Annotated in this window: 18 protein-coding genes, 1 tRNA gene and 1 riboswitch; of the genes, 16 read left to right on the plus strand and 3 right to left on the minus strand. The window is 59.9% G+C overall.

What is annotated here, in order from left to right; translation table 11 throughout:
- The first annotated feature begins 241 nt into the window (after positions 1-241).
- The 9 genes from IPP95_13355 to IPP95_13395 all read left to right on the plus strand — a co-directional run bounded on the left by IPP95_13355 (position 242) and on the right by IPP95_13395 (position 8,013).
- Positions 242-1,276, plus strand: coding sequence for a quinone-dependent dihydroorotate dehydrogenase (locus IPP95_13355; protein ID QQS72146.1), 1,035 nt, complete (start codon positions 242-244; stop codon positions 1,274-1,276).
- 184 nt (positions 1,277-1,460) lie between these two features.
- A complete protein-coding gene (locus IPP95_13360; protein QQS74275.1) occupies positions 1,461-1,838 on the plus strand; it encodes a GxxExxY protein in 378 nt (125 codons plus the stop codon).
- A gap of 54 nt (positions 1,839-1,892) precedes the next feature.
- A complete protein-coding gene (locus IPP95_13365; protein ID QQS72147.1) occupies positions 1,893-2,750 on the plus strand; it encodes a hydroxymethylglutaryl-CoA lyase in 858 nt (285 codons plus the stop codon).
- Positions 2,751-2,906: 156 nt separating this feature from the next.
- Complete coding sequence (locus tag IPP95_13370) at positions 2,907-3,737, plus strand: LexA family transcriptional regulator (protein ID QQS72148.1); 831 nt, start codon at positions 2,907-2,909, stop codon at positions 3,735-3,737.
- Between the two features lie 133 nt (positions 3,738-3,870).
- A complete protein-coding gene (locus IPP95_13375; protein ID QQS72149.1) occupies positions 3,871-4,560 on the plus strand; it encodes a hypothetical protein in 690 nt (229 codons plus the stop codon).
- Between the two features lie 9 nt (positions 4,561-4,569).
- On the plus strand, positions 4,570-5,055 hold the full coding sequence (locus IPP95_13380) for a hypothetical protein (protein QQS72150.1): 486 nt from the start codon (positions 4,570-4,572) through the stop codon (positions 5,053-5,055).
- Between the two features lie 46 nt (positions 5,056-5,101).
- Complete coding sequence (locus IPP95_13385; GenBank protein ID QQS72151.1) at positions 5,102-7,141, plus strand: dihydrofolate reductase; 2,040 nt, start codon at positions 5,102-5,104, stop codon at positions 7,139-7,141.
- 68 nt (positions 7,142-7,209) lie between these two features.
- Positions 7,210-7,293: transfer RNA gene (locus IPP95_13390), tRNA-Leu, on the plus strand.
- Positions 7,294-7,434: 141 nt separating this feature from the next.
- Positions 7,435-8,013 (plus strand): hypothetical protein, encoded by a 579-nt coding sequence (locus IPP95_13395; GenBank protein QQS72152.1) that lies wholly within the window; start codon positions 7,435-7,437, stop codon positions 8,011-8,013.
- 28 nt (positions 8,014-8,041) lie between these two features.
- Here IPP95_13395 and IPP95_13400 read toward each other — a convergent pair whose 3' ends face one another.
- On the minus strand, positions 8,042-8,923 hold the full coding sequence (locus IPP95_13400; GenBank protein QQS72153.1) for a peptidoglycan DD-metalloendopeptidase family protein: 882 nt from the start codon (positions 8,921-8,923) through the stop codon (positions 8,042-8,044).
- Between the two features lie 164 nt (positions 8,924-9,087).
- Between IPP95_13400 and IPP95_13405 the strand changes: the two genes are divergently transcribed.
- From IPP95_13405 to IPP95_13415, 3 genes are read left to right on the plus strand one after another with little or no spacing between them, the layout of a single operon-like run.
- Entirely contained in the window at positions 9,088-10,761 is a 1,674-nt protein-coding gene (locus IPP95_13405) for a Zn-dependent hydrolase (protein ID QQS72154.1), read from the plus strand.
- 34 nt (positions 10,762-10,795) lie between these two features.
- Complete coding sequence (locus IPP95_13410) at positions 10,796-11,704, plus strand: transglutaminase family protein (GenBank protein QQS72155.1); 909 nt, start codon at positions 10,796-10,798, stop codon at positions 11,702-11,704.
- 29 nt (positions 11,705-11,733) lie between these two features.
- Positions 11,734-13,488, plus strand: coding sequence for a lysophospholipid acyltransferase family protein (locus IPP95_13415; protein QQS72156.1), 1,755 nt, complete (start codon positions 11,734-11,736; stop codon positions 13,486-13,488).
- Here IPP95_13415 and IPP95_13420 read toward each other — a convergent pair.
- Both IPP95_13420 and IPP95_13425 read right to left on the minus strand, forming a co-directional pair.
- Positions 13,468-14,418: a hypothetical protein gene (locus IPP95_13420; GenBank protein QQS72157.1), complete on the minus strand. Its 951-nt coding sequence runs from the start codon at positions 14,416-14,418 to the stop codon at positions 13,468-13,470. The two genes, IPP95_13415 and IPP95_13420, sit on opposite strands and share 21 nt — an antisense overlap.
- A gap of 84 nt (positions 14,419-14,502) precedes the next feature.
- Positions 14,503-15,033: a transposase gene (locus tag IPP95_13425; GenBank protein QQS72158.1), complete on the minus strand. Its 531-nt coding sequence runs from the start codon at positions 15,031-15,033 to the stop codon at positions 14,503-14,505.
- A gap of 178 nt (positions 15,034-15,211) precedes the next feature.
- Between IPP95_13425 and IPP95_13430 the strand changes: the two genes are divergently transcribed.
- The 4 genes from IPP95_13430 (at position 15,212) to IPP95_13445 (ending at position 22,814) form a co-directional block, all read left to right on the plus strand.
- Positions 15,212-16,102, plus strand: a complete 891-nt coding sequence (locus tag IPP95_13430; GenBank protein ID QQS72159.1) for an ABC transporter ATP-binding protein — start codon at positions 15,212-15,214, stop codon at positions 16,100-16,102.
- Entirely contained in the window at positions 16,099-19,710 is a 3,612-nt protein-coding gene (locus tag IPP95_13435) for a hypothetical protein (protein ID QQS72160.1), read from the plus strand. Before IPP95_13430 ends, IPP95_13435 begins: the two co-directional genes overlap by 4 nt.
- A gap of 105 nt (positions 19,711-19,815) precedes the next feature.
- Positions 19,816-20,009, plus strand: a riboswitch (cobalamin riboswitch).
- Between the two features lie 102 nt (positions 20,010-20,111).
- The gene (locus IPP95_13440; protein ID QQS72161.1) at positions 20,112-20,822 is read left to right on the plus strand and encodes a T9SS type A sorting domain-containing protein; all 711 of its coding nucleotides are present in this window, start codon (positions 20,112-20,114) and stop codon (positions 20,820-20,822) included.
- Positions 20,823-20,879: 57 nt separating this feature from the next.
- Positions 20,880-22,814, plus strand: coding sequence for a TonB-dependent receptor (locus tag IPP95_13445; GenBank protein QQS72162.1), 1,935 nt, complete (start codon positions 20,880-20,882; stop codon positions 22,812-22,814).
- Positions 22,815-22,823 lie beyond the last annotated feature (9 nt).

Here is a 22,823-nt window from a genome sequence, read left to right on the forward strand (position 1 = left end):
TCAATCCTGAAATCCTGTCATTCTCTTGTCGGCAGGCCCGGTCGGCAGTAGGCAGCAGCAGGTGGCAGTGAGCGTTGGCAGTACCCGGTACCCTGTACCCTGTACCAAAACTCCGATCATCCTTCTCCAATAGCATTCTCTGCGCCTCCGCGCCTCTGCGGCCCCTCAACATCCACTGATCACCACAAGCAGAAACTCCGTCAACCTCCCCACCCGCACCACCGGCTACTTTTGCGGGCCGATGTACAAACTGCTCCGCCCATTCCTCTTCCGCCTGTCGCCGGAGCGTGCGCACCACCTCACGTTCGCAGCATTGGAAATGGCGAAGCACATCCCCGGTGCGCTGGCACTGGTGGGTGGTGAACGTCCTTCGGCGGAAGCCGCCGTGGAAGTGATGGGATTGAAATTTCCCGGTCCCGTGGGCCTTGCCGCCGGCATGGACAAGGATGCCACGCACGTGGACGCGTTTTCGCGGATCGGCTTTGGATCCGTGGAGATCGGCACGTTGACGCCCGTGGCACAGCCCGGCAATGAGCGACCGCGGCTCTTCCGGCTGAAGGCCGATCACGCATTGATCAACCGCATGGGCTTCAACAACGGCGGCGTGCAGGCGGCAGTGGAGCGCTTGAAAAAGCGCAGCCCCGGCATCATCGTGGGCGGCAACATCGGCAAGAACAAGGTGACACCGAACGAGCAGGCCATCGACGACTACGTGAAATGCTTCGAGGCATTGCATGCCGTGGTGGATTACTTCGTGGTGAATGTGAGCAGCCCGAACACGCCTGGTCTGCGCGCGCTCCAGGAGAAAGGTCCGTTGTTGGCCATTTTGAACGAATTGAAAAGGCGCGATGCCGCAAAGCCCGTGCATCGTCCGATCTTGTTGAAGATCGCGCCGGACCTCACGGACGAACAGTTGGACGACATTGTTTCCGTAGTGAAGAAAAGTGGAATCGCGGGCGTGATCGCCACCAACACCACCATCTCGCGTGAAGGCTTGCAAATGCCGAAAAGTGAGGTGGACGCCATAGGTGCGGGCGGTGTGAGCGGCAGGCCCGTTCGGCAGCGCAGCACGAAGGTGGTGAAGTATTTGCGGCAGCGCTTGCCGAAGCCGCTCGTCATCATCGGCGTGGGCGGCATCGACAGCGCCGAGGCCGCGATGGAAAAGCTGGACGCCGGTGCGGACCTTGTGCAGGTCTACACGGGCCTGATCTATGAAGGTCCCGGGCTGCTGAAGCGCATCAATGCAGCCTTCGCTTTGCGAAAGCTGAATTCTTAAACCACGGATGGACACGGATACACACGGATCAGCCTAGGGATAAAGATGCTGCTGAACACGGATGGCAATGCTGAAAATGTGAGATGGAAAGCTTCGTTTTGCGAAAGCTGAATGCTTGAACCACGGATAAACACGGATCGGCCTAAGGATAAAGATGCTGATGAACACGGATGGCAATGCTGAAATGGGAGATGGAAAGCTCCTCTTTGCTGCGGATACCGAAGCGATCATTGGTGCGGCCATGGAGGTCTTGAATGTGCTTGGTCATGGTCTGCTGGAGAAGCCTTATGAAAATGCCTTGGCCGTGGAATTCCGTCTTCGGGGCATCGGGTTCGAGCAGCAACCGCAATTCGATGTGATGTACAAGGAGGTGCGGGTGGGACTCTATGTTCCTGACCTCATCGTTCGTGGTAATATTGTCGTGGATACCAAGACGATCGACAAGATCGGTGACCACGAGAAAGGCCAGATGCTGAACTACCTTGGCCTTACCGGTTTGAGGGTGGGTCTCATTCTGAATTTCAAACGTGCCAAACTTGAATGGAAAAGAGTTGTTCTATGAGTTTATCCGTGTCGATCCGTGTCCATCCGTGGTTCAAAACGACCCGAGGTTGAAATGACCGAAGTGAAACTGATCGAATGCCCGCGTGATGCCATGCAGGGCATCCACGAATTCATCCCCACGGAAGTGAAGGTGAACTACCTCAACGGGCTGCTGCGCGTGGGCTATGATACCATTGACATCGGCAGCTTCGTAAGCCCGAAAGCCATTCCGCAGATGGCCGACACCGCCGTGGTGCTTCAGCGCATCGACCTCAGCGCCACAAAGAGCAAGCTGCTGGTGATCGTGGCGAACGAGCGCGGCGCGGAGGATGCGGTGAAACAGGAAAGCGTGCACTACTTGGGCTATCCCTTCAGCATCAGCGAGACTTTCCAGCAGCGCAACACGAACACCAGCATCGAAGGCAGTTGGGCACGCACGGCGCACATAGCGGAACTGGCGCGGAAGGCGGGGAAGGAGCTGGTGGTCTACATCAGCATGGCCTTCGGGAACCCGTACGGCGACCCGTGGAACGCGGAGGTCGCGCAGCACTGGACGGACAGGCTGGTGAACGAGCTCGGCGTGCGCATCATCGCGCTCAGCGACACCGTGGGCGTGGCCAAGCCCGAGGACATCGCAAGCATGTTCAGCGCTTTGGTGCCGGCCATGCCGGAAGTGGAGTTCGGTGCGCACCTCCATGCCCGCCCGGACAATTGGAAACCGAAGACCGATGCCGCGTGGGACGCAGGATGCCGCCGCTTCGACGGTGCGCTGAAAGGCTACGGCGGCTGCCCCATGGCTGAGGATGACCTCGTTGGCAACTTGGCGATGGAGCAGTTCGTGCGGGACCTGGAAAAGCGCGGGATCCGGACGGGACTGGATCTGGCGCAGCTGGAGCGCAGCGTGGTGGAAGCGGGAACGGTGTTCCCCTAAAGCACTCGTTCCTCAGGGTCCGCTGCGCGGGACCGCTGAGGGAACTAGTCCCATCAAGGTCTCACGGAGTGGGCCTTGATGCCGCAATGACGAGAACTCCGTCATTTGGAATCCGGATATATCGTCAATATATTTGGCGCACCAATTCATTGCGCCATGAGCCCACATCCCCATTTCGGAAGCAACCTGAAGCTGCTGCGCGCCCGCCGCGGCCGCTCACAGGAAGAGGTCGCCGTTGGCCTCGACGTGAAACGCTCCAGCTGGAGCGGGTATGAGAATGGTAGCGCGGAACCGCCCTTGGACCTACTGGTACGCATCAGCGGCTACTTCAGGGTGAGCTTGGACAAGCTGCTGAAGGATGACCTCACGCTGTTGAGCGAAAGCCAGCTCGGCATTCTGGAGCGCGGCGGCGACGTGGACCTCAGCGGGCGCCGGTTGCGCGTGCTGGCCACCACCGTGGACGCCAAAGACCGGGAGAACATCGAGCTGGTGCATGAAAAGGCCAAGGCCGGCTATGCGCTGGGCTACGCCGACCCGGAATACATCAGCGTGCTGCCGGCTTTCCAGATGCCCTTCCTCAGCCGCGACCGCAAGTACCGCACCTTCCAGATCAGCGGCGACAGCATGCCGCCCGTGAGCGAAGGCTCGTGGGTAACGGGCGAGTACGTGCAGAACTGGCAGACCATCCGCGACGGCCAGCCCTACATCATCATCACCAAGGAGGACGGCATCGTGTTCAAAGTGGTGTACAACCAACTGAAGACCACCGGCGGCCTGTTGCTCTGCAGCACCAATCCCGTCTACCAACCCTACGAGGTGCCCATCTCGGAAGTCTTCGAGGTATGGAAGTTCGTCCACTTCATCAGCCATGAGCTGCCCGAGCCGAACCTGAGCCGGGACGAGCTCGCCAGCAGCGTGATGGACCTGCGCAAGGAAGTGGGCCAACTGCGGATGACCATGGAGAAGCAGGGGAGGCTGGCGTTGTAACGAACGCTCGTAATTCCTCTTTTAGCCGCAAGCCATAAGCTACAAGCCCCAAGCTTGTGGCTTGTAGCTTATGGCTCGTAGTTCATAGCTGACGCGCTGCGGATACCTTTGGCGAAAGTCATCCAGACCAAAGATGAGATCCCTGATCCATTCCCTGCACCCCGTTCGAAGTTGGGCGCTTCTCGCCGTGATCCTCTTCGCCACCGGCTGCATCACCATCGAGGAGCACTATACCTTCAAGAAGAACGGCTCCGGCACCATGGAATACGTGATGGACATGAGCGCGATGCAGGGCATGATGGACGCTTTGGACTCCGGCGGCGGGAAAGCCAAGAAGGAGAAGGCCGACGGCCCGATCACTGGAACGGAGGAGCGTATCAAACAGCTCAAGGAACTGGAAGGGGTCAAGCGGGTGAAGCTGAAGGAAGAGGAGGATGGCTATGTGCAGCGGATCTCCTTCGCCTTCAAGGACCTGGACGCATTGAACAAGGCGCTGAACGTGCTGATGGCCGACAGCAGTGGCGTACAACAGACCTTCTTCCGCTGGGAGGGGAACACGTTGGTGCGGACGAACAACCAATACGCCGAGAAGATGGGTAGTGACATGACCGGCGGGACGGACTCCACCGACCTCACCAGTATGTTGGAAAGCATGAAATACAGGTACAGTTTCAAATTTCCGGATGCGATCCGCGACATCACCTTGGCCGACGGGGTGACGCGGGAAGACCCGAAGCCGAAGCAGGTGAACCTCTCCACCGACTGGTCCGTGATCATGAAGGACCCCAAGGCGCTGGACCTGCGCATCACCTTGGACAAGTAAGGGCAGGACATGGAAGAGCATTTGCTGGAGCGCGCCATCCGCCTGGCGGCGAAGGTCCACAAGGGCCAGAAGGACCGGGCGCAAAAACCGTACATCCTGCACGTGCTGCGGGTGATGATGCGCGGTACCGACATGGAGGAACAACTGTTGGGCGCACTGCACGATCTGCTGGAGCGCTCCGACCTCACCACCGCCGATCTGGAACTGAAGGGCTTTCCGCCCCGCGTGCTCACGGCCTTGGAGCATATTTCCAGGCGGAAGGAAGAGGACTACATCGGCTATATCGACCGGGTGGCGAAGAACGGATTGGCCACGCGGGTGAAGCTCCACGACCTCTCGGACAAGATGGACATCCGCCACCTGAGCGTGCTCGACCAGTCCGATATCAAACGCTACAACCGGCAATTGGCCGCCTACCACAAGCTGCGGAAACTGGCCGAAGAGGCACGTTCCGAGGACGGCCAAGGCAACGGGCGGAAAACACCGTCGACTTGAGGCCTTGGGCCTTGCGGCTATATTCGCGATCCGAAAATCATTGATCATGCGTCATTTCCTTCTCGCCTTTTTGGCACTTCCCCTCCTTTTCTCCTGCAGCGGCTCCGGTGACGGGTCCACGGATGCGAACAAGAACGATACGCTGGCCGCGGATTCCTTCAAATGGGAGGCGGACCAGTTCGGCGACACGCGCGTGCTGCGCTACCAAGTGCCGGGTTGGGAACAATTGAGCCTGCAGCAAAAGACACTTGCCTACTACCTCACCATGGCCGGCCTCAGCGGCCGCGACATCATGTGGGATCAGAACTACAGTCGGAACCTGGAAGTGCGCAAAGCATTGGAATCCATCCTGAAGAACTACAAAGGCGAGCGCTCCGGCACGGACTGGGATAAGTTCATGCTGTATGCCAAGCAGGTGTTCTTCAGCAACGGCATCCACCATCACTACGGCATGGAAAAGTTCGTGCCCGAATTCCCGCGCACATACCTGGACAGCCTTGTCGCAGAAAGCGGCGCGACCCTTTCCAAGGAAACGGCCGACATCCTCTTCGACCCTTCCATCGACATCAAGAAGGTGAGTTTGGACAAGGACAAGGACGTCGTGTTGGCCTCTGCCGTGAACTTTTACGGGGACGACATCAACGCCAATGAAGTGGAGGCTTTCTATGCCGCCAAGGAGGTGGAGGGCGACAGCACCCCGGTGAGTTTTGGCATCAACAGCAAGTTGGTGCGCGGCACCGACGGCAAGCTGATGGAAAAAACTTGGAAGATCGGCGGCATGTACGGCGCCGCGCTCACCGAGATGAACAAGTGGCTGGGCAAAGCGAAGGAAGTGGCGGAGAACCCGCAGCAGGCCAAGGCCATCGGCCTGTTGATGGACTACTACAACACCGGCGACCTGAAGACCTGGGATGATTTCAATGTGGCCTGGGCGAAGGACACCACCGGCACGGTGGACTTCATCAACGGCTTCGTGGAAGTGTACAACGATCCTTTGGGCAAGCGTGGTTCCTTCGAAAGCATCGTGGAGGTCACGGACCCCATCGCCACCAAGAACATGGTCGTGATCCAACAAAATGCGCAATGGTTCGAGGACAACTCGCCGCTGCTTCCCCAGCATAAGAAGAAGAACGTGGTGGGCATCACCTACCGATTCATCAACACCTGTGGCGAGGCCGGGGATGCGGCGCCCAGTACGCCGATCGGTGTGAACCTGCCCAACGCGGACTGGATCCGCAAGGACGTGGGCAGCAAGAGCGTAAGCCTCGGCAACATCATCGATGCGTACGACCTCAGCTCCGGGGCCAGTTCCTTGAAAGAGTTCTGCTACGATACCGCTGAAGTGGCCCGTGCGGAGAAGTACGGCTCGGTCGCGGGGAAAGTGCATACCGCACTGCACGAAGTGATCGGTCACGCCAGCGGCCAGATCGAGCCGGGCATCTCCGGCCCGGACGTTACGCTGAAGACCTACGCCAGCACTTTGGAAGAAGGCCGCGCTGACTTGGTGGCATTGTACTATATGCAAGATCCAAAGCTGGTGGAATGGGGCGTAATGCCATCGCTGGACGCGGGCAAGGCTGAATACGACAGCTACATCCGCAATGGCTTGATGGTGCAGATGCGCCGCCTGAAGCTTGGCAACCAAGTGGAGGAGGCGCACATGCGCAACCGCCAATGGGTAAGCGCCTGGGCGTATGAAAAGGGCCTGCCGGACAGCGTGATCGTGAAAGTGGTGCGCGACGGCAAGACCTACTTCCATATCCGCGACTACGCAAAGCTGCGCACCATCTTCGGTGACCTGCTGCGCGAAGTGCAGCGCATCAAGAGCCAAGGCGACTACAAAGCCGGGCACGATCTGGTGGAGGACTATGGCGTGAAAGTGGACGCGGCGCTGCATGCCGAAGTGCTGAAGCGCGCGGAGAACATCAAGACCGCACCGTATTCCGGCTTCATCCAGCCGCGCTTGGTGCCTGTGGAGGACGCCAGCGGCAAGATCACTGACGTGAAGGTGGAATACCCGGATAACTTCATCGACCAAATGCTGGAATACGGCGAGAAGTACAGCTTCCTGCCCGTAACGAATTGATCGAAGGGGCCTTGTCCCGGTCGGGATCACGACTATATTTGCGGCCCCTTGGGAAAATTGGACTCCTTACCGGAGTGGCGGAATTGGTAGACGCGCACGTTTCAGGGGCGTGTAACCGTAAGGTTGTAAGGGTTCGAGTCCCTTCTTCGGTACAGACAGAGCGGCACGGGCCGCTCTGTTGGTTTTAGGCCCCCGCACGCGTCGCAGCAAAAGTGCCGATCAGCCCTTTTAGCCTCCCCTGCCCGCGGAAGTCATCGTTCCGTCCGATCGCGGTTATCTTTGATCGGAACGTGATGTCCGTAAAGAAATTCCACAGCCGACGCTCCTATCGAAGGATGATCCTATGGGGTGGCATCTGTTTGTTCTTGGTCATGCTCGGCCTTTTAGCCATGAACATGACCGGCTCCACCGTCCTGTTGTTCCTTGTTGCCGTGATGGTGGCATCCGGGGTGATCGTATTTGCCAGACAGGGCAAGAAGGATGTCATCGAGTATGAGCTGGGCGTGGATACCTTATTGCTTAGGCGCGGCGTGCAGGAAGAACGGTTGCCTTTGGAACATGTGATCGACGCCAATCTGATCGATCTGGTGAGCGCCAAGGACTACGTCCAACAACACGGAAGTACCGACGTTGAAGCGGGCCAAGGCCGGAGGGGCGGCCCGCACCGCACCTCCACGCACTATTGCGGGGTGCCCATTGCCACGGGGCGCCTGAGCGCCGTCGTGGCCGGGCTTAGCAGCTTGAGCACGTACAACTTCGGGAAGAGCTTGGTCCTGCTGCGGATCCGGGACGGTGGTGTGAGGTTGCTCTCGCCGAAATACAGTGAACGGATGGTCATGGCCATCGGCAAGGCGAAGCGGGGCGGTAACTAGCGTCCCGGAATGGGTGGAACTCCCGCACCTACTGCAGCCGGATACGCTGGCCCACGCGCAGCGTGCTTCGCGAACTGATCCGGTTGATCCGGCAAAGACCGGCCACCGTTACACCGGTCTTGCGCGAGATGCCGTAGAGCGTATCGCCGCGCCGCACACGATAGGAGCTGCTGCCCGCCGAGGCCGTGATGTTGAAGGTGGTGGGCGTAATGGTGAGGCTATCACTGTGCAGCGTGCCCATTTCGAGGTTGAAGACCTTTTGTGGATCGATCGGATGGCCCAAGTAGCGCGTCTCGAAGTGGAGGTGGCTCCCGGTGGACCTTCCCGTGGAACCGCCCAGGCCGATCTCCTCTCCCGCTTCCACATGATCGCCCACATCCACCAAGCGCTTGCTCATGTGGCCGTATAGTGTTTCCAGTCCGTTGGCATGGCGCACCACCACCACATTGCCAAAGTCGCGATGATAGCGGGATATGCGCACCATCCCCGGGAAGGCGGCCATAACGGGGTCGCCCACTTGAAGCTTGATGTCCGTGCCGTAATGGTGGCGGCCGCGGCGGATGCCGAACGGAGAGGTGATACGCCCACAGATCGGCATCTCATGATCGCACGGTGCATAGGCCAAGCGCAGGGCAACGGTGTCCGTGATGGCTGGCCCTCGTTCGAAGATCTGGTCGGTGTTCCAGTCCCCGTAGGTCTCATAGGCCGGAATGTGGTAGGCGGAGTCGGCCGAGGTCCAGAGGTCCGGCGTGGGCGCCTCGTCCACGATGGGGCCGTCACCGGTCTCCACGTAGGTCTCGGGGTCCTCCGGCCCGCCAATGGCGCTGGGATCATCCTGCGCGACGGCGGACGCATGCATCGCGGCGAAGACCACCAAGAGCAGGGCGGAGATCGTCGTTTTTCCGTTCATGGAGCGCAAATCTATCAGCACAGGCCAAGCGTTCGACCCCGGATGCCCTTTACATAGCTGACAACGCCATGTGTGCGACCGGGTAACTGCGAAGATTCCCTTTATCCATGCGCAGGTGCGGTGCATCCACCATCTTTGCGCCCCCCGGTTAATGATCGTTAATCATGAAACACAGCCCCACCGCCTTCCTCCTTGCATTGACCTTGCTCATCTCCGCTTGCGGGTCACCCACGGAAGAGGCGCAACACGACACGTTGGGCGTTGACAGTGCCCGGATGGATGCGCGTGTGCGGCCTTCCATCTATGTGCCGGTGAAGCTTAACACGGACCTGAGCGTGCTCAATGCGACCGACCGGCAATTGCTTCCATTGTTCATCAGCGTGGCGGACATCATGGACAGTCTCTTCTGGCAAGAGGCCTGGGGACGGCCGGACAGCATCCCGATGAAGCATCCGGATATCGATGCCAAGGCGTTCTTCACCATGAACTACGGTCCATGGGACCGGCTGGCGGGCGACAGGCCCTTTATCGACGGCGTGGGGGAGAAGCCCAAGGGGGCGCGCTTCTATCCCAAGGACATGACCGCAGAGGAGTTCGATGCATGGGGCGACAGCGCGAAGCAAAGCCAATACACCGTGGTGCGGCGGGACGGACAGGGAAAACTCGTCGCCATCCCCTATCATGAATTTTTCGAAGGGGCGGCGGGCCGCGCTGCCCACCTGCTCGACAGTGCGGCGGCGATCGCCAAAGACGCGGGCCAGAAGAAATACCTGAGCGCCCGGGCCGAGGCGCTGCGCACGGACAATTACGACCCGAGCGACATCGCGTGGCTGGACATGCGCCATAACACCATTGACCTGATCGCGGGACCCATCGAGACCTATGAGGACCAGCTCTATGGGTACAAGGCCGCGCATGAAGCGTACGTGCTTGTGAAGGACAGCGCATGGACCGCCCGGCTCGATCGTTTCGCCAAACTGCTTCCCGGCCTGCAGCGCGGCCTGCCCGTGCCCGATGCATACAAGCGTGAGAAGCCCGGCAGCGATGCACAGCTCGGGGCCTACGACGTGGTCTTCTACGCTGGTGATGCCAACGCGGGTGGCAAGACCATCGCGGTGAACCTGCCGAACGATGAGGCGATCCAATTGAAGAAAGGCACGCGCCGCCTGCAGCTGAAGAACGCGATGAAGGCCAAGTTCGACCAGATCGTGGTGCCCATCGCGGACATGCTGATGGCCGAAGACCAGCGGAAACACATCACCTTCGACGCCTTCTTCCAGAACGTGATGTTCCACGAGGTGGCGCACGGCCTGGGCATCAAGAACACCGTCAACGGCAAAGGCTCCGTGCGTGATGCACTGCTCGATGAGGCGGGTGCCTTGGAAGAAGGCAAGGCGGACATCCTGGGCCTATACATGGTGGAGCAACTGCGGGGCAAGGGTGAGATCACCGACGGTGAAGTGATGGACAACTACGTCACCTTCATGGCCAGCGTGTTCCGTTCCGTGCGCTTCGGCGCCAGCGATGCCCATGGCCGCGCGAACATGCTCCGTTTCAACTATTTCATGAACGCCGGGGCCCTTCAGCGGGATGAGGCTATGGGCACCTACCGCGTGGACGCGGAGAAGATGCACAAGGCCATCGCTGACCTCAGTGATTTGATCTTGAAATTGCAAGGCGACGGGGACTTGAAAGGCGTGCGCACACTGATGGAAAAGGAAGGGTCTATCAAACCACGGCTACAGAATGATCTGGACCGCCTAAAAGCCGCACATATACCCGTGGACGTGGTGTTCGAGCAAGGGCTTGACGTGCTGGGCCTCGGTCCGGCACGATGATCGTGGACCTGTTGATATGACCGGTGGGAAAGCAATGGCGGAAGCACGGGGCCGGGTAAGCGGCCTGCTACGGACCGCGCCCCATGTGCTGGTTGCCTTGGTGGTGGCTTTGCCCATCTGCATTTTGGTGTGGCCCCATTTGCCGTTGATGCCGCTTCCGTCCGTGGCGGGGATCGGCCTGGACCGGTTGCTGCTGTTCCTGGTGGTGTTCGCCGCGGTGTTCTTCCTGCTGCGGAAATTGCCGTTGCTGGGCTATGGCGTGCTGGTGATCGTCCTGGCCGTGGTCACCTTCCGCGCCTTCCAAGGCGGGCATGGCTTCCGGTCCCTGTTCGACGATTATGGGAAGATGCTGTCCTCGCTCCCGCAGAGCACCAATGCGCTTCCGGAAGTGAAGGAACTGCGGCCGTTCAACGGGGCCGAGGAGTTGCGCACGGCCATGAACTATATCGATCCGGTGGTGCGCTCCTTCGCCGTGCGTTCCGCCACCACTTGGTTCAAAGTAGAAGCGGAAGAGAAGGGGGATCGCACCTTGGTCCAGGCCTTTTCCATCTTCAAGGTGATCAACTCCTCCTGGATCTACGTGAGCGATCCCGCCGACGGGGAGTATTTCGCCAAGGCCAGTGAAAGCGTGCCCTTGCTGGCGGGCGATTGTGACGACCATGCCGTGTTGATGGCTTCCTGCATCAAGGCCATCGGCGGGAAAGTGAGACTTGTGCGCACCACCGGGCACATCTATCCGGAAATGTGCGTGGGCGATGTGAAGGGTTTACAACGCGCCGTCCATCTCATCCGCAACGAGCTCTTTCCGGAAGAAGCCCGCCGTGCCGACCTCTACTACCACACGGACGCCAACGGCGACCTCTGGATCAACCTCGACTACACAAGGCATTATCCCGGTGGGGAGGTGATGAACGAAAAGATCATCGGGATCCTGCACGTGTGAGCGATCCTTCCGGCCCTACATTTGACAATATGTCGGAAGACCGCAAATTGATGAACCCGGCGGAGCTGGCGAAAGCCAGCCACATGAAGCCGGGCGACCCACGGTTCGCGATGTTGGCCGAGGTGAGCGGGTTGAACCGTCTGGAGCGCCTCTACAACGAGATCCAGATCGGTCCCGGCGAGGACTTCATCACGGCCTTGTTCGCGCATCTCGACCTGCGCTTGGAAGTGGACCCCGCCGATCTGGAACGCGTTCCGAAAGAGGGCGGCGTGGCCATCGTGGCGAATCATCCTTATGGTGCCATCGACGGTTTGGCCATGCTGCATGTGCTTCGCGACCGCCGACCGGACCTACAGGTGATGGCCAACTTCATGCTACAGCAATTGGAACCATTGCAAGGCCGCTTCATCGGGGTGAACCCGTTCGAGCAGCTCACCACGCGCAGCAGTTTCCAAGGCATGCGGCAGGCGCGCCAACATCTGGCCGATGGCGGGGCCTTGGGCGTATTCCCCGCCGGCGAGGTGAGCAGCTACCGCAACGACCTCGACGCCGTTGCGGATACCCGCTGGAAGACACCCGTGATCAAGCTGATCCGCCATGCTAAGGTGCCCATCGTACCGCTTTGGTTCGACGGGGCCAACAGCGTGGTTTTTCAGATCCTTGGCATGGTACATCCGAGCTTGCGCACCCTGCAGCTACCGCGCGAGATGCTGCGGATGCACGGCCGCACCGTCCGGATGCGTATCGGCAATCCGCTCACGGAGAAGGAGCTCGGGCAGTTCACTTCCATGGATGCGCTCGCCCGTTTCCTACGTGCCAAGACCTATTCGATCGGTAGCGGCGTCACGGTCAGGCGCGAACATTTCAGGCCGCTCTTCTTTCCCCGCCGGCCTAAGGCCATCGCATCCCCCGGACCAGTGGAGGCCATGGAGGCGGAGCTTGCCCAACTGGCGGACAAACGCCTGAACACACAGGGTGAGTTCGACCTCTACCTGGCGCCCAGCGGGCGGATCCCGAACATCCTACGCGAGATCGGCAGGCTTCGCGAGGAGACATTCCGCACAGTGGACGAGGGCACGAACAAGGCGATCGACCTCGACGAGTTCGATCACTACTACGATCATTTGTTCCTCTGGGACCGTGAGCAACGCAAGCTCGCCGGTGCCTATCGCGTAGGCGATGGCAAGGTGATCATGGAACGCTATGGCAAGCGCGGCTTCTACCTCAACACACTGTTCAAGCTGGGCCGGCCGATGCGCGCCGTGCTTGCCAGCAGCTTCGAGCTTGGGCGTTCCTTCGTGACGCCCGAATACCAGCGGCACCGCATGCCCTTGTTCTTGCTCTGGCGCGGGCTGCTGTTGCACATCACCTCGCATCCGGAGCATCGCTACCTCATCGGCCCGGTCAGCATCAGCGGCGGTTATAGCAAGTTCTCGCGTCGTTTGATCACGGAGTTTGTGCGGAAGTATCACTACGACGAGGAACTGGCCAAGTACGTGAAACCGCGTAACCGCTTCCATGTCGGCATCGACAAAGAGGATGGCGATGCCTTGCTCGAGGCCTCCGGTGAGGACATCAAGAAGCTGGACCAGGTGATCTCGGACATCGAAGAGAACGGGTCGGCGGTGCCCGTGCTGCTGAAGCGTTACCTCTCGCTGAACGCGAAGATCATCGGCTTCAATCGCGACCCGCACTTCAACGATTCGCTGGACGGGCTGGTGCTGCTGGACCTTTCCAAGGTGCCACCGGCGACGATCGAGGGGCTACGGAAGGGGATGGCCTGAGGCTTTGGCCGTAAGGTTCCATTCCACAATAGCCTTGTCATCGCTGCCGGTGATCAACGTTTTCCCATCGAGCCAGAGCACCGTGTTCACGGAGTAGCCATGGCCACCGGCGTTGCGGTCCAGCTTGCGGAGCAGGTCGAAGCTGTTGCCGTCCCAGACCTTGGCACTTTTGTCCCGGCTGGCGGAGGCACATCGGCTGCCGTCGGGGTTGAAGGCGATGTGGTAGATGGTGTCCTTGTGCGCGGGGAAGGCGTGGAGTTGCTGAAATTCCGCGTCCGTGCGCCAGAGGCGGAGGTGACCGTCCTTGCCACCACTTACGAGCACAGGCTTAGAAGGATGCCAAGCCACGCAGTTGGCGCCGATGTCGTGACCGGGCAGGGTGAAGTGCTCGTTGAGCTCCGAGCTATCGAGGATGTGGATGCTGCCATCGCCGCAGGCCACGGCCAGCAGGCTGCCATCGGCATTCAAGGCGAGGCCGCGCACCTTGTCATCGGTGAGGGGGATCTTGCGCTGCAGCGTGATGCGGGGGTCGCCGTCGCCGTCGCCGTCGCCGCCGGTTGTCCAGATGGAGATCGCACCATCACCGCCGGCCACGGCGAGCCGGCCGTCGGGCAATTCCTCGATGGCGAAGATGCCTTTTACATGGGCGCGCTCCAGTTGCAGTTCGCGGCGTTCCGCAAGGCCCACAAGGTGCAGGCCACCATCCTCGTCACCGATGTAGAGCAATTGTTCATTGGCCCGGTGCAGGGCGAAGATGGCGCGGTTCACGCGGGCCTCGGTGATGCCGTTTTCGGGATCCTTCAGGATCCAGCGTACCACGGAGCCATCGCCGCTGGCACTGAGGAAGCTGCCGGGCGAAGCAGTGGGGCAGAGGGCGTACACGGAGCCCTTGTGGCCGGTGAAGCGGGTGTGGGCGGGGACAAGAGCCATGTTGCAATGTAGTTCTGCTCCGGATCGCAGATCCGTACCAACCAAGTCGTTGGCGCGGATCTGCGGTCCGTGACGGTATTTCTTTTAGATCAAAATGACATCTAACATCGAAGGCAGGCCCAAGTAGCTGCCAGCACTGGAATAGACGTAATGCTCAGGTTCCTTAACCAGCCCTGCTGCCACCGGATTCCTATGGAGGTAATTCAGATAGCGCTCAACGACTTCCGGTGTCCGTATCCAGATCGGATGCAGGTCATGTTGCCAGAATTGTGAGGACCCACCGCTCTTGCGAAAGTGCTTCAACATCCATTCTCGCCGACTTTCCTTGCCGTTCTCCGCGATGGCCTTCATGAGTGCTTTGGATGTGTGCTTTTTATGGTCGCGCATGATGTCCTCCAGTTTCGGGCCGGGATCCGCCTTGGCGATCAGGTGTACGTGGTTGCTCATGATGCACCAAGCGTAGAGCTGCAACCCCTTTTGTTCCTGGCAGAAGCGGAAGCTTTCTACGATGATGTCTTTGTATGCAGGTCTTGATAGAGCATCCACCCAATCCACGGTGGCATAGGTCATGAATTGCAGATCTGCTTGGTCGTAGATCCTGTATTTGCGGCTCATTTGGGCAAGGTATGTATGGTTATTTGGTCCGGATCGCAGATCCGAACCAACGATCCGAACCAACTATCCGAACCAACGATCCATGCCGGACAACTGCGCTGCCTGCCGTTCGTGTGATCCTGATGGAACACTGGCGGTCTTTTCGCACCTTTCCACCCGAAATCCCATCTTCCTACCCATGGACCTGATCATCGAAGGACTCAGTAAGACGTATGGCAACGGCGTGAAGGCGCTGGACAACGTGAGCCTCAACATTCCCAAGGGCATGTTCGGCCTGCTGGGCCCCAATGGTGCGGGCAAGAGCACGCTGATGCGCATTCTTGCCACCTTGCAGGAGGCGGACGCGGGCACGGTGCGCCTGGGCGACATCGATGTGCTGAAGCAGAAGGAGGAGGTCCGCCAAACACTGGGCTACCTGCCGCAGGAGTTCGGCGTGTACCCCAAGGTGAGCGCCTACGAGATGCTGGACCATATCGCCCTGCTGAAGGGCGTGACGGTGAAGCGTGAGCGCAAGGCCTTGGTGGAAGCCCTGCTGCACCGGGTGAACCTGTGGGACCAGCGGAAGCTGCGGCTCAGCGGCTTCAGTGGCGGGATGAAACAGCGCTTCGGGATCGCACAGAGCTTGATCGGTGAGCCGAAGCTCATCATCGTGGACGAACCCACTGCGGGCCTCGACCCCGGTGAGCGCAACCGCTTTTACAACCTGTTGACGGAGATCGGGGAGAACGTGGTGGTGATCCTCAGCACGCACATCGTGCAGGACGTGAAGGAGCTGTGCAGCAACATGGCGATCATCAACAAAGGCAAGCTTCTCTATGCCGGTCCGCCGGACGAATCATTGCGGAGCATCCAGGGAAAAGTGTGGGAGAAGAGCATCGCCAAGAGCGAGCTGGAGGGCTATGCGGCCAGCGGCAAGATGATCAGTAACCGATTAGTGGCGGGCCAACCGGTGATCCACATCCTGAGCGATGAACGGCCCGGGGAGGGCTTCGTCACGGCCGAGCCGAGCTTGGAGGACGTCTTCTTCGGGGCCATCAGCCGCAGCAACGCTGAAACCGCCACGAAATGACGCGGCGCTTCTTCCTCTTTGAAGTCCGCTATTGGCTGCGGCAGCCGATGGTGTACATCTTCCTGCTGATCATCGGCCTGTTGCCCTTCTTCGCGATCATCTCGGACAACGTGCGCATCGGCGGCGGCATCGGGAACGTCTTCAAGAACGCGCCTTTCGTGGTGTACCAGTTTTACGGGGCGATGTCCTTCATCGCGGTGCTGATGGTGACGGCCTTCGTGAACGGCACCGCGATCCGCGACTTCACGAGCGACACGGCGCAGATCGTCTTCTCCACGCCGGTCTCCAAGCGCAGCTATCTCGTGGGCAAATTCCTCGGGAGCACCTTCATCGCTTCGCTGCCGCTGTTGGGCGTTTCCATCGGCATGGTGCTGGGCAGTTGGTGGCCTTCGGTGGACCCTTTGCGGCTGGGGCCGAACCTGTGGCTGCCGCACCTGGAAGCCTTCTTCGTGATCGCGCTGCCGAACATCCTCTTCTCAGCTGCCATCATCTTCGCGGTGGCTGTTTTGCTGCGCTCCACGATGGCCTCCTTCATCACGGCCATCGCGCTGTTCGTGGGCTACTCCATCGCCGCCAGCTTCATGAGCGACATGGACAACCAGACGCTCGGCGCTTTGCTGGACCCCTTTGGCGGCGCGGCGGTGGACCTGATCACCAAGTACTGGTCCGTGGCGGACAAGAACGCGCGCCTGCTGCCATTGGACGGTGTGCTGCTGTGGAACCGCCTGATCTGGATCGGCGTTGCGATGCTGGTCTTCCTGTTCGGTTATGTGCGCTTCCGCTTCACGGACCGTGCGCAGAAGGCCAAGCCGCTGGACCCGGACGAACGCGCCCCCGTGGGTATCGGCGCTGTTGCGCTTCCACGTGTGCAACTGCGGCACGACGGCCATGCAGGGCGGCTCCAGTTCCGCACCCTCTTTATGAGCGACTTCCTCGGCATGCTGAAGAGCACGCCCTTCATCATCATCATGACGTTGGGCTTGGCGCAGCTGATCACCTCGCTGGTCTTCGTCACCAGCATGTACGGCAACACCACCTACCCGGTGACCTACAACGTGGTGGACATGATGCAGGGTTCGCTCACCATCTATCTGTTGATCGTCGTGGCCTTCTATGCCGGGCAGCTGATCTGGAAGGAACGCGACCCGAAGATGGACGGTATCGTGAACGCGCTGCCCATGGCCACACGCACGGGACTTCTCGCCAAGCTGGCGGCGCTCATCGGGATCGTCCTCGTCGTTCATCTCTTTGCCGTACTGGCGGGCATGACCACGCAGTTGTTGCACGGCTACACCCGGCTTCAGCCTTGGGTGTACCTCAGCTACTTCGTGGTGCCCGGTACCCTCAGTTTCGCCTTTTGGGGAGCCATGGCCATCCTGGTGCATGTGCTGGTGAACAACAAGTACCTCGGCTACTTCGTCTTCATCATTCTCTTTGTGCTGAACATTTTTGGCTGGCAGGCGCTTGACATCTCGTCAAACCTTTTGAAGCTGAACACTACCTCGGGGCTTACCTATTCGGACATGAACGGCTTCGGCCCCTTCCTCAAGGGCTGGGTGTTCTTCAAGTCTTACTGGTTGCTCTTTGCAGTGCTGGTGATCTACAAATCGTACCTCTACGTGGTGCGTGGCAACGACACGGCATGGCGCTGGCGGATCCGCAATGCGATGGGCCGGCTCAAACGTTCGTGGCCGGTGGCCGCGCTGTTCGGAAGCGGGTGGCTGGTGATGGCGGGCTTCGGATACTACAACACCAAGGTGCTGAACACCTATCAGTCCGATGATGAGCAAGAGAAGCTGCAGGTGCGCTACGAGAAGGACTACAAGAAGTACGAGCACATGCCGCAGCCGCACTACACGGACGTGTCCTACTTCATCGACCTGGACCCCGCCGCGCGCTCCATCGTCTATTCCGCAGGGATCGTCCTGAAGAACAAGGACAAGGTGGCCATCGATACGCTCTATTTCAACGTGCCGAACCGCATGCAAGTGAAGCTGGACATCCCCGGTGCCGAGCTGGTATTGAACGACAGCGCACTGGACCAGCGGATGTACCGCCTGTCCACACCGCTACAGCCGGGGGGGACGATCAAGTTCACCTGCACGGGAAGCTGGAAACCGAACGGGATCTCCAACAACGTGGAGTTCACCGGGCTGGTGGACAATGGAAGCTTCTTCAACAACATGGACCTCATACCCGGCATCGGCTACGACCCGAACGGGGAGATCCACGACCGTGAGAAGCGCCGCAAGCACGAGCTGCCGCCCAATGAACGCATGCCGAAACTGAGCGACGACCCAACGAAGCGCATGGACAACTACCTCATGCGTTACAGTGACTGGGTACATGTGCGCACCACGATCGGCACGGCACCGGACCAGATCGCCGTGGCACCGGGCTCGCTCAAGAAGGAATGGACGGCGGACGGCAAGCGCTGGTTCACCTACGAGCTGGACTACAAGGCGCTCAACTTCTACTCCTTCCTCAGCGCGCGCTACGAGGTGGCCCGCGAAACGTGGAAGGACCCACGGGGCAAGGAGCCGGACGTGGCGCTGGAGGTGTACTACCAGAAGGAGCACGGTGTGAACGTGTCGCGCATGCTGAACTCGTTGCGCAAGTCGCTGGACTACTACACGGCGCACTTCGGCCCCTACCGCCAGAAGGAGGCGCGCATCTTGGAATTCCCGCGCTACTCGTCCTTCGCGCAGGCCTTCCCCGGCACCATGCCGTACAGCGAGAGCATCGGCTTCATCACCGACCTCACGGCCAAGGAGGACATCGACATGGTGTTCTACGTGGTGGCGCACGAGACCGGGCACCAATGGTGGGCGCACCAAGTGATGGGCGCGGCCATGCAGGGAAGCACGTTGCTGAGCGAGAGCATGGCGCAGTACTCCGCATTGATGGTGATGGAGAAGGAGTACGGCAAGGACCACATGCGGAAGTTCCTGAAGTACGAAGGCGACAAGTACCAGAACGCGCGCGGCTCCGAGGCGCTTGGCGAAACGCCGTTGATGACCGTGGAGAACCAGGGCTACATCCACTACAACAAGGCCAGCGTGGTGCTTTACGGGCTGCGCACCTTCCTCGGCGAGGACACGTTGAACAAGGCCTTCAAGTCCTTGGTCGATTCCTTCGGCTACGTGGATCCACCATGGCCCACCTCGCTGGAATGGTACAGGGCGGTGAAGAAGGTGATGCCGGACAGCCTGAACTACCTGCTCCAGGACGGCATCAAGTACATCACGCTGTACGACAACAAGATGATCGAGGCCAAGGGGAAGATGAACCCCGACAGCACCTGGACGGTGACCATGAAGCTGACCGCAGAAAAAGAACATGCCGATTCACTGGGCAAAGGGACCTCGGTGCAGATGAACGACTGGATGGACATCGCCGTGGAGCGGTGGCCCACCTTCGGGAAGGACAAGGAACTGAACGAGGTGCCGCTGGTACAGGAACGCCTGAAGCTCCATACGGGCGAGAACATGTTCACCTTCCAAGTGAGCGGGAAGCCCTCGGCCGTGACGATCGACCCGGACCATCTCTTCTTCGACCGCCACCCGGACGACAACCGGATGATGGTGGATGTGGAGAAGAAGGAGTGAGCGGATCATACGGGAGGCGCATCTGCGGGCGATCGCGGTTTTCGTGGGGCTCCAATGTTGAGCGGCCTTTGATGCGGGACGGATCAGCTGATCATCTGATCACACTATCTTCGCCGCGCTGATGATCCCCGTCTTAACAACCGGGGTTAAAAGGGAATCAGGTGCAATACCTGGGCTTTTCCTGAAGCTGTAAGCCTGAGAGCCGAACCGGCAACAAGCCACTGTCAACCGCGAGGAAGATGGGAAGGCGCCGGGGAGGAAGGCGAGCCAGAAGACCTGTCACCGGCACAATGGATGATCGCTTCCAGGAAAGAGGCGTGCTCCTGTGCCCTCGGTCCGCGTCGGCATGCAAGCACGAGTATTCCTGGAGGTTTTTGAAAGAAACCTCAACAAGGAATACCATGAAAACAACCGGACACTTTCTCACACTTCTCGCATTAACCGCAAGTACAGCGTCACACGCACAATTCGAATTCTCCCAGGTGCAGTACTGGGCCGGCGCAGGTGCGGACAGCTCCGTGCTCGTTGTCGATTTTCAGGACGGCACGGGCGCTTCCTCCTTTGCCTGGGGCTATCTGCATGATGGCCCGGTGACGGCGGAGATCATGTTGAACGACATCACCGTTGCCGACCCGGCTTTCACGGCGGTCACCACCGGAGGATTTCTTGGCGACGCCACATACGGCGATCATGCGGGGATCGGTGGCAGCCCGGACTACTGGTCCACGTGGAGCGGGAACGACCAAGGCGGTTGGGACTCGAACATGGGCATCGGTGAAACGGTGGGCAACGGCGGCCTCTTCGGCTGTTCGTACACGGATTTCAATCCCGCGATCGAGCCGGGGGCAGCGGTGCCTGCCGCGATCCCGGCCGGCATCCATGAGGTGCGTGCCGCCGTTGTTCAGGTCTGGCCTCAGCCCGCTACGGACATCCTGCATGTGCGATCCAATGCCGCCGGACAACAAGCCGTCGTGCTGTACGATATGGCCGGAGGCACCATGGCCCGTGAGACCGTCAACAGTGCGGTCGCCACGATCGATGTGCGATCACTTCCTGCGGGGATGTACGTGCTTCAAGTGGGCGATGCCAAACGCTTGATCGCCGTGCAATAACGGAAACAGGGAGGGTGAAGTGCGATCGCTTCCCCATCCGTATTCCATTCCCATCCGATGTGTCCCCGTCGCTTGATCCTTCCGCTTGTGCTTCTTTCAGGGAGCATTGCGTCCGCGCAGCAGTCCTTGGACACGGTTCGTTTGGGCCATGTGGTGATCAGCGCGCAGCGGCTCACGGGCTTTGATGCGGGCGTGAAAGTGCAGACCATCGACAGCGTTACACTGGCCCGTTACCAGGCCACGGACCTCGGCGAACTGTTGCGCAACGAAAGTCCGATCTTCATCAAGTCCTACGGCTTGGGCAGCTTGGCCACCACCTCCTTCCGTGGCGGCAGCGCGAGCCATACGGCCATCCTGTGGAACGGCTTCAACCTCGGCAGCCCCATGAACGGTCAGCTCGATCTTTCCTTGGTGCCTGTGAGCTTGGCGAACAACGTCAGCATACAATACGGCGGTGCCGGTGCGCTGTGGGGAAGCGGTGCCGTGGGCGGCGCGATCCTGCTGAACTCGGAGCCGGAATTCGATCAAGGCTTGACCGTGGACGCCGGTACCGCCTTCGGAAGTTTCGGGGATCTCAGGCAGCACTTTGGTCTTTTGTTCAGCAAGAAGAAATGGGCCTCCTCCATCCGTGGATACAACATCGCTGCACGCAATGATTTTTCGTTTCGCGACAATACGTTGAACGGAGATCGCGAGCGGCGACAACGCAATGCGGAGCTCGCACAACAGGGGATCCTTTCGGAGAATTATTACCGCATCAACAACCGACAGAACGTCAACTTACGGCTCTGGTACGCGGACGGCGATCGCCAGATACCGCCCACGCTGCTGCAGACGAACAGCACGGACCACCAGCAGGACCGCAGCTTACGCGCCACTTCCGAATGGCAACGCAGTGGTGAAAAGGTCACCAGCTTCGTGCGCGCCGCCTGGTTCGATGAGCAGCTGTGGTGGCATGGTCCAAGTACCGACAGTGCGGCATTCAGCCGGTCGCGCTCAGTGATCGCCGAAGCGGAAATGCGTATCCGTCCGAAGGAACGACAACTGCTGGCGATCGGTCTCAACAACAACTTCGCTGAAGCGCTTTCGGACGGTTACCCGGAACGGCCGATGCAGAACCGCGCCGCGCTCTTTGCTTCCTATCGCTTCACCACCAAGGACCGGCGTTCCGTCACCACGGCTTCGTTGCGGCAGGAGATGGTGGCACAGGAACTTGTGCCCTTCACCTGGTCGCTGGGGAGTGCATACACATTGCGAAAGGGACTTACGGCAAAGGTGAACCTGGCCCGGGTGTACCGCATCCCCACCCTGAACGACCTGTACTGGCAGCCCGGTGGCAACCTCGACCTGTTGCCGGAAAGCGGATACAGCGGAGAGGTCGGTCTGGCGGCAAAGACCGTCACCGCGAAGGCTGTGTCGTTCAGCGGCGAGGCCACGTGGTTCCAGCGCACGATGGACAATTGGATCATCTGGCTGCCCACCGGTGCGTACTGGAGCCCGCAGAACCTGATGAACGTTTGGAGCCGCGGGGTGGAACTGCGCGGAGGCCTGGCCTGGCGCGTGAAAGGCACCACCATCAAGCTGGATGTGATGACGGACTATGTGGTCTCCACCAATGAGCATGCAAAGTCGGCGAACGATGCCTCCGTGGGCAAGCAGTTGATCTACGTGCCGACGTATAGTGGGCATGGAACGCTTAGCGTGGGCTGGAAGAACCTCACGGTGACCGGTAGCGCCCACTACACGGGCTATCGCTACACCAGCACGGACAACCGTGATTTCCTCGAGCCCTATCTGCTGTTGAACGCCGCGATCTCCTATCGCCTCGCATCGGGTACCAAGTATGTGCTCGGCCTCACCGCGCAAGGCTTCAATCTGCTTGACGAGCCCTACCAAGTGATGATGAACCGGCCGATGCCGCTGCGGAATTATCAAGTAGGCATCGATCTGCGGTTCAACCGGCCGAACAAGGCCGGGAACGAAAAACCATGATCGGAAGGT

Source organism: Flavobacteriales bacterium (genome assembly GCA_016700415.1).
In the GTDB taxonomy this organism is placed as follows: domain Bacteria; phylum Bacteroidota; class Bacteroidia; order Flavobacteriales_F; family PHOS-HE28; genus PHOS-HE28.

Coding starts and splice junctions, on each gene's coding strand:
- IPP95_13355 (QQS72146.1), top strand. CDS start 242: ATGTACAAACTGCTCCGCCCATTCCTCTTCCGCCTGTCGCCGGAGCGT.
- IPP95_13360 (QQS74275.1), top strand. CDS start 1,461: ATGGGAGATGGAAAGCTCCTCTTTGCTGCGGATACCGAAGCGATCATT.
- IPP95_13365 (QQS72147.1), top strand. CDS start 1,893: ATGACCGAAGTGAAACTGATCGAATGCCCGCGTGATGCCATGCAGGGC.
- IPP95_13370 (QQS72148.1), top strand. CDS start 2,907: ATGAGCCCACATCCCCATTTCGGAAGCAACCTGAAGCTGCTGCGCGCC.
- IPP95_13375 (QQS72149.1), top strand. CDS start 3,871: ATGAGATCCCTGATCCATTCCCTGCACCCCGTTCGAAGTTGGGCGCTT.
- IPP95_13380 (QQS72150.1), top strand. CDS start 4,570: ATGGAAGAGCATTTGCTGGAGCGCGCCATCCGCCTGGCGGCGAAGGTC.
- IPP95_13385 (QQS72151.1), top strand. CDS start 5,102: ATGCGTCATTTCCTTCTCGCCTTTTTGGCACTTCCCCTCCTTTTCTCC.
- IPP95_13395 (QQS72152.1), top strand. CDS start 7,435: ATGTCCGTAAAGAAATTCCACAGCCGACGCTCCTATCGAAGGATGATC.
- IPP95_13400 (QQS72153.1), bottom strand. CDS start 8,923: ATGAACGGAAAAACGACGATCTCCGCCCTGCTCTTGGTGGTCTTCGCC.
- IPP95_13405 (QQS72154.1), top strand. CDS start 9,088: ATGAAACACAGCCCCACCGCCTTCCTCCTTGCATTGACCTTGCTCATC.
- IPP95_13410 (QQS72155.1), top strand. CDS start 10,796: ATGGCGGAAGCACGGGGCCGGGTAAGCGGCCTGCTACGGACCGCGCCC.
- IPP95_13415 (QQS72156.1), top strand. CDS start 11,734: ATGTCGGAAGACCGCAAATTGATGAACCCGGCGGAGCTGGCGAAAGCC.
- IPP95_13420 (QQS72157.1), bottom strand. CDS start 14,418: ATGGCTCTTGTCCCCGCCCACACCCGCTTCACCGGCCACAAGGGCTCC.
- IPP95_13425 (QQS72158.1), bottom strand. CDS start 15,033: ATGAGCCGCAAATACAGGATCTACGACCAAGCAGATCTGCAATTCATG.
- IPP95_13430 (QQS72159.1), top strand. CDS start 15,212: ATGGACCTGATCATCGAAGGACTCAGTAAGACGTATGGCAACGGCGTG.
- IPP95_13435 (QQS72160.1), top strand. CDS start 16,099: ATGACGCGGCGCTTCTTCCTCTTTGAAGTCCGCTATTGGCTGCGGCAG.
- IPP95_13440 (QQS72161.1), top strand. CDS start 20,112: ATGAAAACAACCGGACACTTTCTCACACTTCTCGCATTAACCGCAAGT.
- IPP95_13445 (QQS72162.1), top strand. CDS start 20,880: ATGTGTCCCCGTCGCTTGATCCTTCCGCTTGTGCTTCTTTCAGGGAGC.